The organism is Gottfriedia acidiceleris (assembly GCF_050457485.1).
Lineage (GTDB): Bacteria > Bacillota > Bacilli > Bacillales > Bacillaceae_G > Gottfriedia > Gottfriedia acidiceleris_D.
This window is the reverse complement of sequence record NZ_JBCMJM010000001.1, coordinates 222,427-236,374: the sequence shown is the minus strand read 5'-3', so window position 1 is coordinate 236,374 and position 13,948 is coordinate 222,427. Positions and strand designations below refer to the sequence as shown.

General features: G+C 29.9%; 16 protein-coding genes and 1 pseudogene. 2 read left to right on the top strand and 15 right to left on the bottom strand.

Features of this window, described 5'->3' with window-relative positions; genetic code table 11:
* Window positions 1-169 precede the first annotated feature (169 nt).
* The 10 genes and pseudogenes from ABEY15_RS01085 to ABEY15_RS01040 all read right to left on the bottom strand — a co-directional run bounded on the left by ABEY15_RS01085 (window position 170) and on the right by ABEY15_RS01040 (window position 8,773).
* Window positions 170-1,759 (bottom strand): hypothetical protein, encoded by a 1,590-nt coding sequence (locus ABEY15_RS01085; RefSeq protein WP_429887867.1) that lies wholly within the window; start codon window positions 1,757-1,759, stop codon window positions 170-172.
* Window positions 1,760-1,885: 126 nt separating this feature from the next.
* Window positions 1,886-2,389: a HEAT repeat domain-containing protein gene (locus tag ABEY15_RS01080; protein WP_429887866.1), complete on the bottom strand. Its 504-nt coding sequence runs from the start codon at window positions 2,387-2,389 to the stop codon at window positions 1,886-1,888.
* A gap of 693 nt (window positions 2,390-3,082) precedes the next feature.
* A pseudogene (locus ABEY15_RS01075) lies at window positions 3,083-3,693 on the bottom strand (formylglycine-generating enzyme family protein).
* Between the two features lie 277 nt (window positions 3,694-3,970).
* The gene (locus ABEY15_RS01070) at window positions 3,971-4,330 is read right to left on the bottom strand and encodes a hypothetical protein (protein ID WP_429887865.1); all 360 of its coding nucleotides are present in this window, start codon (window positions 4,328-4,330) and stop codon (window positions 3,971-3,973) included.
* 308 nt (window positions 4,331-4,638) lie between these two features.
* Window positions 4,639-5,220, bottom strand: a complete 582-nt coding sequence (locus tag ABEY15_RS01065; RefSeq protein WP_429887864.1) for a hypothetical protein — start codon at window positions 5,218-5,220, stop codon at window positions 4,639-4,641.
* Between the two features lie 218 nt (window positions 5,221-5,438).
* The gene (locus ABEY15_RS01060) at window positions 5,439-5,891 is read right to left on the bottom strand and encodes a hypothetical protein (RefSeq protein WP_429887863.1); all 453 of its coding nucleotides are present in this window, start codon (window positions 5,889-5,891) and stop codon (window positions 5,439-5,441) included.
* Between the two features lie 455 nt (window positions 5,892-6,346).
* Window positions 6,347-6,766 carry a hypothetical protein gene (locus ABEY15_RS01055; protein WP_429887862.1) on the bottom strand — a complete coding sequence of 140 codons (420 nt, stop codon included), beginning with the start codon at window positions 6,764-6,766 and terminating at the stop codon, window positions 6,347-6,349.
* A 12-nt stretch (window positions 6,767-6,778) separates the two neighbouring features.
* Window positions 6,779-7,195 (bottom strand): tetratricopeptide repeat protein, encoded by a 417-nt coding sequence (locus ABEY15_RS01050; RefSeq protein WP_429887860.1) that lies wholly within the window; start codon window positions 7,193-7,195, stop codon window positions 6,779-6,781.
* A gap of 164 nt (window positions 7,196-7,359) precedes the next feature.
* Window positions 7,360-7,977 (bottom strand): VanZ family protein, encoded by a 618-nt coding sequence (locus tag ABEY15_RS01045; protein ID WP_429887858.1) that lies wholly within the window; start codon window positions 7,975-7,977, stop codon window positions 7,360-7,362.
* Between the two features lie 247 nt (window positions 7,978-8,224).
* Window positions 8,225-8,773 (bottom strand): histidine phosphatase family protein, encoded by a 549-nt coding sequence (locus ABEY15_RS01040; protein ID WP_429887857.1) that lies wholly within the window; start codon window positions 8,771-8,773, stop codon window positions 8,225-8,227.
* Between the two features lie 282 nt (window positions 8,774-9,055).
* Here ABEY15_RS01040 and ABEY15_RS01035 point away from each other — a divergent pair, with 282 nt between their 5' ends.
* Together ABEY15_RS01035 and ABEY15_RS01030 are read left to right on the top strand one after the other, a co-directional pair.
* Window positions 9,056-9,889 carry a MerR family transcriptional regulator gene (locus ABEY15_RS01035; RefSeq protein ID WP_429887856.1) on the top strand — a complete coding sequence of 278 codons (834 nt, stop codon included), beginning with the start codon at window positions 9,056-9,058 and terminating at the stop codon, window positions 9,887-9,889.
* 64 nt (window positions 9,890-9,953) lie between these two features.
* Window positions 9,954-10,637: a DUF554 domain-containing protein gene (locus ABEY15_RS01030; protein WP_429887854.1), complete on the top strand. Its 684-nt coding sequence runs from the start codon at window positions 9,954-9,956 to the stop codon at window positions 10,635-10,637.
* 144 nt (window positions 10,638-10,781) lie between these two features.
* Here ABEY15_RS01030 and ABEY15_RS01025 read toward each other — a convergent pair whose 3' ends face one another.
* The 5 genes from ABEY15_RS01025 to ABEY15_RS01005 all read right to left on the bottom strand — a co-directional run bounded on the left by ABEY15_RS01025 (window position 10,782) and on the right by ABEY15_RS01005 (window position 13,936).
* Window positions 10,782-11,204: a VOC family protein gene (locus ABEY15_RS01025; RefSeq protein WP_429887852.1), complete on the bottom strand. Its 423-nt coding sequence runs from the start codon at window positions 11,202-11,204 to the stop codon at window positions 10,782-10,784.
* A 131-nt stretch (window positions 11,205-11,335) separates the two neighbouring features.
* Entirely contained in the window at window positions 11,336-11,806 is a 471-nt protein-coding gene (locus ABEY15_RS01020) for a hypothetical protein (protein ID WP_429887851.1), read from the bottom strand.
* A gap of 100 nt (window positions 11,807-11,906) precedes the next feature.
* On the bottom strand, window positions 11,907-12,443 hold the full coding sequence (locus ABEY15_RS01015) for a cysteine hydrolase family protein (RefSeq protein ID WP_429887849.1): 537 nt from the start codon (window positions 12,441-12,443) through the stop codon (window positions 11,907-11,909).
* 43 nt (window positions 12,444-12,486) lie between these two features.
* Window positions 12,487-13,029, bottom strand: a complete 543-nt coding sequence (locus ABEY15_RS01010; RefSeq protein ID WP_429887848.1) for a sugar O-acetyltransferase — start codon at window positions 13,027-13,029, stop codon at window positions 12,487-12,489.
* A gap of 133 nt (window positions 13,030-13,162) precedes the next feature.
* Window positions 13,163-13,936: a class I SAM-dependent methyltransferase gene (locus ABEY15_RS01005; RefSeq protein ID WP_429888233.1), complete on the bottom strand. Its 774-nt coding sequence runs from the start codon at window positions 13,934-13,936 to the stop codon at window positions 13,163-13,165.
* Between the last annotated feature and the right edge of the window lie 12 nt (window positions 13,937-13,948).

Genomic DNA, 13,948 nt, shown 5'->3' with positions numbered 1-13,948 from the left:
TTAATGTCTTATTGCACTAACGGCCATTTACTTCAAAAAAAAATCGACTATACAGCCGATCATGTTGTCGATTATTGCATGAGTTAGTCTAAGTGAAACATTCCAAACTCTAACAATTATTAATTTCTGATTTGATAATAAATGGAAAGATTTTGTAACATATTCAAAATTATTGAAACCCTTTTATATAGAATTCAATATCTTTTAGTTCTTGTTCTTCTAATTTACTACCATACTTAGCTAATGTGTTCTTAATAGCTTCAATTTGATTCTTAGTCGGTGAATCAAAAGTACGGTTAAAGTTTTCTATCCATTTAACAAAATTTATTCTCCCTAAGTTTGAGATTACAGTATCTTCCGTATTTACATAAAACTCAATAATATAGTTAATAGCATCCCATTTAGATAGTGAACATAGTAAATGAGTTAGATTATATTTTGTATGTTCGTATTTAGTTTCTTTAAACAAATTATATAATTGTTCTTTCGTATCATTATAGTAAACTTTAGTTAATGACTTCCTAGCAGCATTAGATACTCCTTCTTGTTTATGATCAAGCAATTTCATAAAACTTTCCTTTTGATTTTCTCCATCTAAAATAGAGATTGCATAGTTAGCGGCTTTAACTATTGAAACATTAAAATTACCTAAAAACGGAATTATCAACTGTACATGCTCTTTCTTACCTACTTCGCCTAACCCTAATATCGCTCCACGAAGAAATTGTTCTGAATTGATCATACGAATGTAAAAAGGAGCAAAGTCAGTTATGTTTTGCTTTTTTAATAAGAATCTTGCAATCGATCGAATTGTACCGCTTTTATCTAATAGTGCACTTTCAAGTTCTAATACGCTCTCACCTGGAAAGAAAGAATAATACTTCTCTAATACCTTTGCACGAATCATTGGAAATTTGTCCTTCTTCAAAATAGGGTAATAGTCATTAAATTCATTAACACTAATATCACCTATTATTTCATTAAAGAGTAAAAGACGCGGGTGAGGTTCTTTTTCTAGTTTAAGATAATTTATAAGTATTTCTTTATTAACTAATTTGGAATATCTAATCATTTGATAACAGAAATATCTAATCTTAGTAAAGTCTGATTTTGTACCTTCGTCCAAAAAAGGTAACGATTCCTTTTGGGATAACAACTGGACTACATCTTCAAAGACACTATTATCATTTCGCTTTGTGTTCTTTAACTTAAAGAATAGTGGAAGATTACTTACGATGTGATTTACATACTTATTTGTTAATCGAATCTTGACATATTTCTTAGCAGTCTCTCTTACCTCTGTAACCCAGTCGTTACATCTAATTAGTAAATAAGGCAATTCTTTACCTGAATCATCCAAATTTAATAAATGGATCGCTTTTTCTCTAAAGTATCCATTTGGATGAAAACTACATAATCCTAGTATTATTAACTTCTCATCATTAGTCATATCCGGTAATAATAAATTCTCTGGGGATTCATTTCTCCAATCATATGACCAATCTAATGAAGTTCTTTCTCTAAACAAGTTATCGAGCTTTGATAATTCAAGAATGTTTAACGAAATGACATATTCATAAAGAACTTTTGCTGTTCTAATTTTCAGATCATCAGAGCTAGTTAATAAAAATGAAAAAATAGTAGGTATTCTTGTTAATTCATACTCACTTGTAACTTTTAGCATTTTTTCTATATACTCCCTAGAGTATCTGTCTGCATGGTAAAATGTTTGTTTCTTTTTAAAAAATCCCCATATCATTCTATTGTTCCTCCTCTCTGCAACTTAACAAATGACTCCTTCAAATATACGCATATTTTAAAAATATGAACCGATCAAACTATTCAACTATTGCATGCGTTAGTTGAAGAATTTGGTTAATATCTATTAATTTTTTTTGAATGAATTTAACATTTCTAAAGCATCTGAAAGTATTTCCTTTTGTCGCTCAAGTTCATTAAGTTCTTCCTTAACCTTTAAAATACATTTTAATAAAACTTCATCATTTATAACTGAATGGATATTTTCTTCCATCAATTGAAACGAGTTTGCTTGAACTTCGAAGTTACCAGTTAACAAATGATAAACTAACGTTTCTATGTGTGCCGAACAATCAAATGCTTTCAATGCATAAAACAAAGAACCTCGATATCCCAGTGTTTTAGGGTCATTTATCATTTCAATAAGTGGTTCAATTGCTTTTTCACTTCCTATATCGCTAAGGGCAATCGCAATTGTATTTCTTATTCTATGATTCTCTGTACTTTTTAAATACTCGATCAGAAGAGGGATACAATTTTCTTGTCTTGTTTCTCCGATTTCTTCCAATATTCTTTCTGCTTCCTCTACTTTACCACTCTCAATTACTTTTCTTATGATTCCTAAATCCATATCTCCACCCACTTCAATAAATCAATTTTACTATAAATTTCTACAAAGAATTAGGGTTTCCTTGTTCAACTAAACTGCCATTTAGTACAACAAAAAAATCGACTACAAAGTCGATCAAGTTGTTCAACTATTGTATGCATTAGTTAAATTAGCACTTTTTCATGAATAAAAATCTGCTTATATAGAATAAATTCTTTACGATTTTAACGCCAAATCCCATAAGAAAATCGCAATACATAAACAAGCAATATAGTATATTAAACTGCAAAATAATGAAATCCCGATAATCTTAATTATTTCAAATTTTTTTATTTTTTTATCCTTTTTTCTAATCTTCAATATAATGAAAAAAATCAAGGCGATAAAAAAAGCATTTTTAATTATCGGTAAAATTTGATCGAAGAAGAACATATATTTTCTCCTTTAACTCGGTTTTTTTAAGCCTTCTTCCTCTATAGAAATATATTCTTCAGCCCTACTTTAGCGATTATCCTCTTGGTGTATTTGTCATAAATCATTCATAATATTAATATTCTATACTCAAATTTATAATTCCTTGTTCAACTAAACTGCCATTTTGTTCAATAAAAAAGACCGACAAATCGTCGATCGCGTTGTTCAACTAATGCATTGCTTTAGTTGCATAAGAACGTTTAAGCATTGACTAATAACTGGCCCCAGCCTTTCAGGAAATTAAAAAGACCGTGCAAGACGGAATCCAAGGTCGTCTATGCAAAATGAAGGATGGCTACGACGACGACATGAAGCACCACAACCTCTTGCTACCTCTGCCCAAGACCTGTCCATCATATAAATCCCAACACCACTCCCAAACATTTCCTAACGTATCATATAGACCCCAAGCATTCGCTTCCTTTCTTCCTACTTCATGTATTTTATCTCCAGAATTTTCATTATACCAGGCAATTTTATCAAGTTCACCGTATCTATAACCCGTCGTCCCTGCTTTACACGCATATTGCCACTCTGCTTCTGTAGGAAGTCTATAGCCATCTGATTCCCAATCACAAAATATGTTTTCACCATCATTACTTATTGAATAACACTCTTTCAGTCCTGCTTTCTGTGAAAGTAGATTACAAAAAGAAATTGCATCATTCCAAGAAATATTCACAACTGGTTTTAGATCTCTGACAAAAGTATTAAGTGATGTATTAGTTATAGTATTGTATATCCCCATAGTTACAGGATACTGGGCAAGAAGAAATGGTTATTTCAGTTCTCCATTTACTTTTTATTCTATCGTCTCTTAATTCTATATTTCCCCCTGGAATTTTTACCATTTGATAGTCAATGTAACTCTTAATTTCATTTGACACTTTGTCTTCCTCCTAATGATCATGATTTAATAAAAATCACCTCGTTAAGAACTAAGAGATCAATTCAAAAATTACATGGGTTTTTTGTAGATATTAATCCGTTAGTAAAATAAAAAAGTCTGCAAATCAGCATATTCGTTATACAACAAACGCACTGCTTTAGTTGAATTAGAATTGTATACTAAAATTGACCAAGGAAGCCTAAAATAGTCTCAGATTTCATTGTGTTAAAAGTACCAGATTATTTTTTCTTTAATTTAAAAGTTTCCTCTTGATTATTCCATTTTATCGTTACTTCAATAGGTGAGGATATACTTGTAACAGAACAACCAGAGCAGGCATTAGGAATCGTAATAGTAGTTTCGTTATTTAATTCTTCTGTGCGAACAGTTTGACCATTATTGATATTAATCTCTAGATTCTTTTTTACTTTATTACCTTTCTTTAGTTTAAAAATAAATTGTCCATCTTCTCTCGTATCATTGGTTATATCAGCAGAGTATTCTCCTTTCCAATGTTCGCTTTCCCCTTTAAAAAGAAGCGATTTATTGGAACATCCAAATAATGTTAAAACTAAAAGTGATAAAAGTAGTTTCTTCATAAAACCTCTCCTTTTTATTTCCATAATATGTAAATTCTGTGCAAAAATGATAATCCCTTTTACTAATAAAATGATAAGGATTATTCTAATAACAAAAAACTAGCATAAAAAAATCCTTCTTTTTTAAGAAGGATTTTTTTATTTCTTATTGAATATATGCATGCGTTAGCCATCCATGAATCCTCAGATTCACAACAGTGAATGGAAGTTTATATCGTACTCCCATGGTAGTTTAATAAGAACACAGTCGAAATTCAGGACAAACTACGAAAAACGAACTATTCTTGAAAGTGAGATTGTTAGATGTACTATGCTCTTTTTTTCATTCGTATTCTAAAAATAATAACTAAAATAATCGTACAAATACCTCCAAATAAAATAAAATTAAATAGATTATCAAAAATATTTCTTTGAAATTCTTCTTTGTAATTTACATTTTTGATTGGCTTTTTTCCTTCACCTAGAATTGTTAGGTCTTTTTGTGCTAAGCTAAACTCTTTTGTAGAATCACATATAGTAGTTGTTAGCGATTGAGAGTTTTCTCCATACATTTTAGAAGCTCTGGCATAAACAAGATAATTTTGCCCTTTGATGAAGTCAATTCCACAGTCACCATGACCTTGCCCTGTTTTAATAATTACTTGGGAACTACTTATGCCTTTCCACGTTTTGGAAACTTCAAAAAGAACTTTTTTATAGTTAGGATTTGAAAATTTAGTAGTTTTAATATCAATTACTTCACCACTGAATACAGCCTTCGATTGAGAGAATTCCTTTTGTACAGTTTGTTCTTTTACGCATGAACAAGCAAAAGTTACACGTGGTTTTAACATAAATGTTGAAGTGCTAGTCAATAAATATAGAATTAAAAGAATTATGAATTTTTTCATATAATCAACTCCAAATAATAAACTTTCCTTCTCGTGGCTGTTCTTTTTTAATAGTGACTAATTTCCAAAATATGTTAATAAATATATTCAATTAAAAGTTATAAATCCCTTTATCTAATTAAATAGAAAGTTAGTGCAATAAAAAAATAGACTACCGTAGTAGCCTATCTTTGTTTAACTAACGCATGCGTTAGTTACATAAAGATTTAAAAATCCTTTTATTCATTCTTATTTTCTAACCTTAGAATATTTTGATTGTTTACAAGTTTAATTTCTTTATATTCACCTTTTGAGTTAGACTCAAACAAGTCATTTGATTTTAGATGTGTAGTTTTTTCTTTAACTTCTTTATCTACTGACTGCTTCAGTTTTTCATACTTTACTTCCCAGTCTTTTATCTTTTCAGCTAAAGACTCGGCTTCTCTTTTGTAAAATTCAGCCTCGTATTGATACTTTTTCTTTTCCTCTGGATCAGTCGCAGTTTCAGACTTTTTTAAACTCTCTTCTGATTTATCAACTTTTTCTTGAATCAAGTCATCAAACCATTTTTTAAATAGTACGGTAACTTTTGCCAATACAAATTCAGAGATTTCTTTCCAGTATTTTAGTAGCAATTCTTTAATCTCTGGCCACATGTATTTTAGAAATACACCTATAAATTTCTTCCACATTATAAATATTCTCCATTTCTTATGTAATTTAATGATTCTTATATATCGGTAAAAAGTCCTTTGTTTTAAATTTAAAAGTACAAATGTTTAACTAACGCATGCGTTAGTTGCATAAGAGAAAAATATTTTATTCAAAATTACTTCGCCATATTGTATCACCAATTTTATCGAGCTCAGTTCCAACACGATATAGCAAAATACAAATTCCAATCAACAACACTATATGAAGAATTTTATATATAGAATCTTTCATAAACTGTTCCCCTTACTTTTTAATCAACTTTTAATGATATATTCTGTTTTTATCAAGAAATTCCTACTCCTCATTGAATAAACTGCCAAATAAAAATAGGAGCTAATTTAAAGATCAGCTCCTAAGTTCTTATACAACTAAAGCATGCGTTAGTTGAATAAGGAAAGATGATAATAAGCAACAACTTTATCAAAAAAGTGAATTACTTTTGTTTAAAGAATTCTACATATTTCTTATCTTCATCAATAAAACATCTTCCCTCAGATTTTTCATTTGCTATCTTAAAGTACTGTGTTGCAGCACTTCTATCTCCAATTTCGTATGCTACTTTTCCTGATAGAAATTCTCTTTCTCCCGTATCGATTCTATTTAGACCACAGTTATAAATTATTTCTGACCATTTTTTGGCTTCATAAAAATTATTAATTAAGATATAGGTTTCACTTAAGAATAAAGCACAATGATAACTATCTTTGTAAATACCTTTAGGTTCAGGTATAGCATTCCAGGCTTCTTGGAGGTATTTTATTGAGTCTTTGTAGTTTCGTAAATCGAACTCCTGGCTACTCTTGTCAAAAAGTGAAGATATCCTATTCTCGAGATCAAGATTTGATTTTTTCAACATTATTTCCCCCTATAATAGTTCTTGTATTAGCTTTATATACTTTGGATCTTCCTCTTCAAATATGTCCTGTCCCTCCAACATATAGGCTTTCAATAAATATTCCTTTGCCTTTTCTTTTTCACAGGTTTCATATAAGTTCTGCCCCAACCTCAGTAGTATATATGGATTTCCCATTCCCTCAGGACAATTAAATGCATCATAAAAATAATTCTTTGCTTCGTTATAATCCTCAAGATGAAAATATACATCCCCAAGTGCGGTAAGAACCCAAGTACTAGCTTCCCACATATATTTAGGGTCAGGTATTAGATCTAAGGCATTTTTGTATTTCTTAATGGCACCAACATAATCTTGTGCTTCAAATAATGCATCACCTTCCTCAGAAAGTTCAACTATTTTATCATAGATTTCATCATTAATTTCCATAAGTCCTCCTCTTGAACACTAGCTATATTTTAATTATATAGGTAATTTTCAAAAAAATCTTATTCAACTAATCTGCCATTTTGTTGAATAAAAAAAGAGCCGATCACAGCTCCAAAATGTTATCAAACTAACGCATGAGTTAGTTCAATAAGAAACTACTTTAATTAAATATCAAGATGATTAGATCGTCTAAATACTTTTTTTGTCTTACCTAAAAATATAAGTAAAAGTTTATAGATGAGATAACCTAAGATAGTCCCAAACACATTACAAATAACATCATCAATGTCTATTTTCCTTCCTAAACTTACTCCTAAAAGACATTCTACAAATTGTAAACTTTCAATACTGAAGGAAACAATAAGTCCAATCATTAAAATGTTTTTAAGCCTTTTGCAATTTTCCCACAATACAGGGAGAAGAAATCCCAGAGGCATAAACATTAAAATATTGCCCCCTACATTTCTTACAATCAATTTAATCATAAATACTACGTCACCACTATATGCTATTCCTACTTCACTAATATCTCTAATTATCGAGGTAAAAGGTATGTAATTTATAGACCAGTAAGGAAATTGAAGTTTCCAATGTGGAATATTGTATAAAGGGAATATAGTCACTGAAATAACCATTAATGTATATATAACAAGCAAAAGTCCTATTAATTCTTTAAACCAAAAAATAGTCTTTTTGTTTTTCTTTTTTAGTATAAGTATAATTGCTCTCAAAATTAAGTAGCACAAAATAACAAACACTATATCTCCAATTAATAATCTCAAAGCAGTCACCTTTTCCTGTACTAAAAATAAAAAATCTCTGTTTGTAATAATCATCATTTTAAATAATGGATAAATATCCCATTTATTATTTTCTCTTTTATAACTAAAAATCCTTTTTAATCAAAAACCTTATGCAACTAATCTGCCATTTAGTTGCATAAGAAACTCAACAAACGTCTTTAACAGAGCCTTTAATTTTAATAATTTGTTAGCTTAGGTGAATTATATTTTTTTGGTACCAACTCTCTTATTCAACTTGCCACAAACGTTCACAATCAAACTCATTATTCTTAAACTTCAAAAGATAAATATCAGGATTGCTTAAACTTTTCCAATTCTCAAAACCAAATTTTTTGTTAAACTGTTTTAAAATTAAAGACATCAAATTCCCATGAGTTACAACGATTGTAATTTGATTTTCACTTTTGATGATTTCATCTATTACGCTTATTGCACGATTAGTAGCTTCTTGACTTGATTCGCCGCCATCGAATTTCAATTCCATATCTTCAAATGTGGCTTTTAATTTTTCAAGCCAGTCAGGTAAATCAATCGAGCTTAACTTACGTTCAGACAGTCGCTTATCGAGAACAATGTCTATTTTCATTTCATTACTAGTCGGTTCGATTGATTGAATTGCTCGTAAAAAAGGACTTGAAATTATTTGGTCAACTTTAATTTTTGAGAAAAAATTACTCAAATGCTTAGCTTGTATTAAACCTCGCTCCGTTAGATTTGCCTCATATGGCTGTCCTTCTGCTTCACAGTGTCTAATTATATATATCTCTTTTTCCATTTGATCTGCTCCTACTTTGCATTAATTGATTGAATATACAAATTTTCTTTCTATTTTTTTATATTATCATTAACAATCCTAATTTAGATAATTGAATTTTCTTATTTTCATAATGAACATTTTTTATTAATTGATGACGACCTGAATTGAATGTATTATTTAAATTACAACAATCATTCGGTAAGGAAATTACTATTATCAAAAATTGGAGGTTATTTAAATGAAAGAATTTTTGATAATAAGGTATATCAATTTCATGGCAAATAGAGGGGTTTTTAAGAAATGAAAGAGTATTTTACAATTGGAGAAGTATCAAAATTATTCCAAGTCAAAATTGCAACTCTTAGGTACTACGATCAGATTGGTCTGTTATGTCCAGAATTTACCGATAAAAAGACCAACTATAGATATTATTCAACGCAGCAGTTTGAAAGGTTAAATTCAATAAAATATTTGAGGGCTCTAGATTTACCAATAAACGAAATGATAGATTTTTTTAATTATCGAGAAATTAATGCGCTTGTTGAAATGTTAAAAAAACAAAAAAATGAAGTTGCTCAAAAAAAGAAAGAATTGGAGATTATTGAAACTAAAATATCACGCCGCCTATTGCAAATTGAAGATGCTGTTAGTACTCCTTTAGATAAAATAATGGAAATAACACTTCCCGAAATGCATGTGGCATATTTACGCCATAATTACGTTATAGGCGATGATATTGAATTACCCATTACAGAATTAAGGAACAGTTTTGGAATTAATGAGGAAATTTTTTTAGGGAAAATTGGAATCTCGATCTCAGCCTCTAATTTGAAAAATAATGTTTTTGATAAATATTCTAGTATTTTCATGATACTTGAAGATGGTGATCACATACCTCCAACCTCCATTCTTATTCCATCAAGAGACTATTTGAGAGTTCGATTTAAAGGTACTCACATTGATGCTGTTGGTTTTTATAAGAAATTATTGACGTATATGAAAAAACACAATTATGAACTGTTAGACGATTCATTTGAAATCACACTTATTGATTACGGCTTTACCAACGATAAAGAAAAGCATGTCACGGAAATTTTATTACCTTACGAGAAACTTAATGAAAATCCTACTTGACCCTCTAGTTACTAGAGGGTTTATTTTTTATTAATATACTATTAAAAAAAGGAGAAATAGAATTATGTTTGGCACGATTTTTAACACATTGATGATTATAGCCGGGAGCTTGATCGGAAGCATCTTTAAAAAAGGGATAAAAGATGAATACCATGAAATTCTTATGCAGGCGATGGGATTAGTAGCTTTAGGATTAGGGATAAACTCACTAGTACAACATTTGCCTTCCAGCAAATATCCAGTGCTTTTTATTGTAAGTTTAGCCATAGGTGGATTAATTGGGCAAAAACTCAAGTTGGAATCAAGATTTAATAGTTTAGTTAATAAATATTCTAAAGGTAATTTGGCTGAAGGGTTATCAACCGCTATTTTATTATTTTGTATTGGAACATTATCGATTTTAGGACCAGTAGAAGCAGCGTTAAAAGGAGATTATACATACCTCCTTGCAAATGGTACGTTGGATGGTATTACTTCGATTGTTTTAGCATCTACTTTTGGGATTGGAATCATTTTTGCTGGAATTGCTTTATTTACATGGCAAGGTTCCATCTATCTAATTGCAATACTAATGAAGAATTCCTTAAGCAATGATCTTTTAAATGAAGTGACCATCGTCGGAGGTATATTAATTATAGCGTCAGGCCTAAGTATATTGGGGATTAAGAAATGTAATACTTTAAATCTTCTACCCTCATTAATGATTCCTCCTATTGTCTTTTTATTTATGCATTTATTCCATTTATAATGTTTGTGAAATTAATAAAAAAAAATTGGGAACCTTCAGCAAAATGAAGGTTCTTCTAATTACTTTATAAATTCTGTATTCACCTTCAAAAAAATGGCGTTTAACTGTTATTACTCAATTAATTTTTAAAAATCAAGTAAACTTTTACTTTATTCTTTTTGCAAGTGGATGATTATCACTGAATTGTATTAAGTCCCATAAATTTCCGTATAAATCTTTAAATACCGCAACCGTGCCATAATCTTCTACTTTCGGTTCTCTTACAAACTCAATTCCTTTTGAAATCATTTCGTCATAATCTCTCCAGAAACCATCCGTTCCTAAAAATAGAAAAACTCGCCCACCAGCTTGATTGCCAATGAATGGCACTTGCTCTTGTTTCGATGCCTTTGCAAGTAGAATTGTGGTTCCAGAAGAACCAGGTGGACTTATAACTACCCATCTCTTATCTTGTTCAGGCTGATATGTATCTTCAATTAAATTAAAATGAAGTTTCTTCGTATAAAACTCAATAGCCTCATCATAATCTTTTACGACTAATGCGATATGAACGATTGACTGAATCATTTTCTTATCTCCTAACTTGTTTTCTAATAAAAATACTACTAGTTAATCTAAATTTCAACCTAATAATATTTCCTTTATCAATTTAATCATCTATTTAGCAAAATAAAAAGACTGCCGAAACAGCCTTCGTATTACTCATTTAATTTTGAAGCAAAAATTGGAATGATTATGATTGTAATAAATATTAATGCCAAAACGATTAATGAATTTTTCCATCTAAAATCATTTTCTCCATCATTTTTATGTTGATTTATGAATTCATCATATATTTTCGATGAAACAAATTTCCCTGGATCTAGTATTTCTCCTGTTTTTTCATCCAGTAAATACGTATCATAATTCGCTGTTTTAAAGAAACGATCTCTTACAGTATCATATTTTGCAGCAATAGCCACTACATTTTCGTTTGTGTTTTTTTCCTTATTTGTTAAACTAAATTCTTTTTGTTCGACAATCAATGTTGATTTCTTAACATAATAATTAACTTCCTTACGATTATTCTTATCTATTTGATCTAAATAGCGCGATGTTGCACTTGAGGTTGAGACATTAGATAAAAACAACAAAAAGAAACAGAAGATGCAAAATGCAACTCTTTTCATATATATCCCCCCACTTCTATTCAAATCTACTAAATTATATTCACTAGATTTTTAAATAGTCCTAGAGAGTATTTCTCATCTGCCTCTTTAATTTGAATAATTATTTTTTTGCTAAAGAATCCATCTTAAGATTATCTTCTATAAAATTTATAAATCTATGGTTCCACATTTTTTCATAAAAATCAATTGTCTCTTTTGAAGACATGAATGGATTATTTAATGTAGAGGTTGCTCCTTTTACCATGAAGTTTTCATAACCTAATCCATGTGCAAATTTAATTGTAGCATCCATACAGTATTCAGTTTGGGCGCCGCAAAATTCTATTTTTTGTACTGCTAATTGATCTAAAAGATTTTTTAAGTTTGTTTTGAAAAAAGAATTTGCATGTATTTTATTTATGAAATAATCTTGTTCTCGAACATCTAGCTTAGCAATAATAGCCCAAAGTTCTTCTCCAGGTACTAATTCTTCATCACAATGTTGAACAAAAATAATTGGTTTACTTAATTCTCTATATAATGAGATTCTTTTATTTACTATATTAATTAAATTTTGCAATTCAAATAAATGCTCACCGCTGAAACATACTCCATTTTGCAAATCGATCACGATTAAAATATCTGCACAATTATCCATTATATCTACCTCATCTATATTTGTATTATGTTTATAATTTCATCTAATTTTCAATACTTTTAATAACTTTCGCAGGGTTACCGGCCACTACAGTATTAGAAGGTACATCTTTCGTAACTACAGAACCTGCAGCTACAATTGAGCTATTTCCAATCGTAATGCCTGGTAGAAGAGTACAACTACCTCCAATCCACACATCATCTCCAATATGGATCGGAATTGCATATCCGCTCTTATTTCGATCCTTAGGCTCTATCGAATGACCTGCTGTATAAATCCCTACATTCGGACCAATCATACAGTTATTTCCTATTTTTACTTCTGCCATATCTAAGATTGTACAATTATAACCTGCATAGAAATAATCCCCTACATGTATGTTATAACCTAAATCACAATGAAAATTATGCTCAATACTTGGATTTACACCTACTGACCCAAACAGTTCTTTCAATATTTCTTCTTTTCTTTCGAACGATTCCACATCTATATTATTAAACTCTCGAACAAGTTTGTGTGCATTTATATTTTTCTTTTTTAATTCTTCTGTGCCACGCTTATAATAAATTTTCTCTTTGGCTTCCATTTTAAGTCTCCTAACTTTTATTTTTTAAATCACTTCGATTTAAATTCTGCTAAACTTTCTTTCTCAAGCAAATTCAATTAAATTCAACTATTTTTCTTTTCTTGATTCATACGCTTTTAAAATTGCTAAAATCTTATTTCCTTCCAATCAAAATTACCGCATTTCCTAATACTTTTTTGTTCAATAAAATTTTGGGCAATTTCATTTCTTTATCAAGACTAAAACTGTTTAATTCAGATATACCACAATTCTTTAAGTCGCTTAAAAGCTGCTTTTCATCTCCAAATATTTTTTCATCCATAAACAAATCCAAAAAGATGAAGTTTCCACCGGGTTTCAACACTCTTAATGCCTCTTTTATTACATCAGTTTTATTACTTCGATCTTTTACTTCATGGAAAGTAAGACAGCTTACAATGGCATCAAATTCATTCTCATTAAAAGGGAGTTCTGATGCACTTGCTTTCTGAAAATGAATCTGATGAGAAACACCTTCTATTTCTGCATTTTGCTGGCATTGCGCTTTTGAATATTCCCAATTGTCCCCCCAAAAGTCAATTCCAGTTAATACATAGGTAGGAAAAGCCTTTGCGATTTTAATAATCAACGAACCGCTGCCCGTACCAATATCTAAAAGTGTTCCGTCTCCATCCCACCTCACTTTGGACACAATTAAGTCATGTATTTTAGACTGATAATTCCCTCCAAAGGATGCGAATTGGTACATAGAATAAGAAAGTATAAATGTTATATATAGAAATGGCACCGCTAAAATTCCTGATAGAACTCGCACATATGTATTAACAGGTAATATTGTTATAGAAAGAAAGCTGAGTGAAATCACTAGAAATATAAGCAGTTTATAGATACGAATCCAAGTTTTATATTTAGTTTTTAATTTCAAGATATCACAAACCTT

Bases quoted from the DNA above. Each gene is read 5' to 3' on its own strand.
- ABEY15_RS01085 (WP_429887867.1), bottom strand. From the start codon at position 1,759: ATGATATGGGGATTTTTTAAAAAGAAACAAACATTTTACCATGCAGAC.
- ABEY15_RS01080 (WP_429887866.1), bottom strand. From the start codon at position 2,389: ATGGATTTAGGAATCATAAGAAAAGTAATTGAGAGTGGTAAAGTAGAG.
- ABEY15_RS01070 (WP_429887865.1), bottom strand. From the start codon at position 4,330: ATGAAGAAACTACTTTTATCACTTTTAGTTTTAACATTATTTGGATGT.
- ABEY15_RS01065 (WP_429887864.1), bottom strand. From the start codon at position 5,220: ATGAAAAAATTCATAATTCTTTTAATTCTATATTTATTGACTAGCACT.
- ABEY15_RS01060 (WP_429887863.1), bottom strand. From the start codon at position 5,891: ATGTGGAAGAAATTTATAGGTGTATTTCTAAAATACATGTGGCCAGAG.
- ABEY15_RS01050 (WP_429887860.1), bottom strand. From the start codon at position 7,195: ATGGAAATTAATGATGAAATCTATGATAAAATAGTTGAACTTTCTGAG.
- ABEY15_RS01040 (WP_429887857.1), bottom strand. From the start codon at position 8,773: ATGGAAAAAGAGATATATATAATTAGACACTGTGAAGCAGAAGGACAG.
- ABEY15_RS01035 (WP_429887856.1), top strand. From the start codon at position 9,056: ATGAAAGAGTATTTTACAATTGGAGAAGTATCAAAATTATTCCAAGTC.
- ABEY15_RS01030 (WP_429887854.1), top strand. From the start codon at position 9,954: ATGTTTGGCACGATTTTTAACACATTGATGATTATAGCCGGGAGCTTG.
- ABEY15_RS01025 (WP_429887852.1), bottom strand. From the start codon at position 11,204: ATGATTCAGTCAATCGTTCATATCGCATTAGTCGTAAAAGATTATGAT.
- ABEY15_RS01020 (WP_429887851.1), bottom strand. From the start codon at position 11,806: ATGAAAAGAGTTGCATTTTGCATCTTCTGTTTCTTTTTGTTGTTTTTA.
- ABEY15_RS01015 (WP_429887849.1), bottom strand. From the start codon at position 12,443: ATGGATAATTGTGCAGATATTTTAATCGTGATCGATTTGCAAAATGGA.
- ABEY15_RS01010 (WP_429887848.1), bottom strand. From the start codon at position 13,029: ATGGAAGCCAAAGAGAAAATTTATTATAAGCGTGGCACAGAAGAATTA.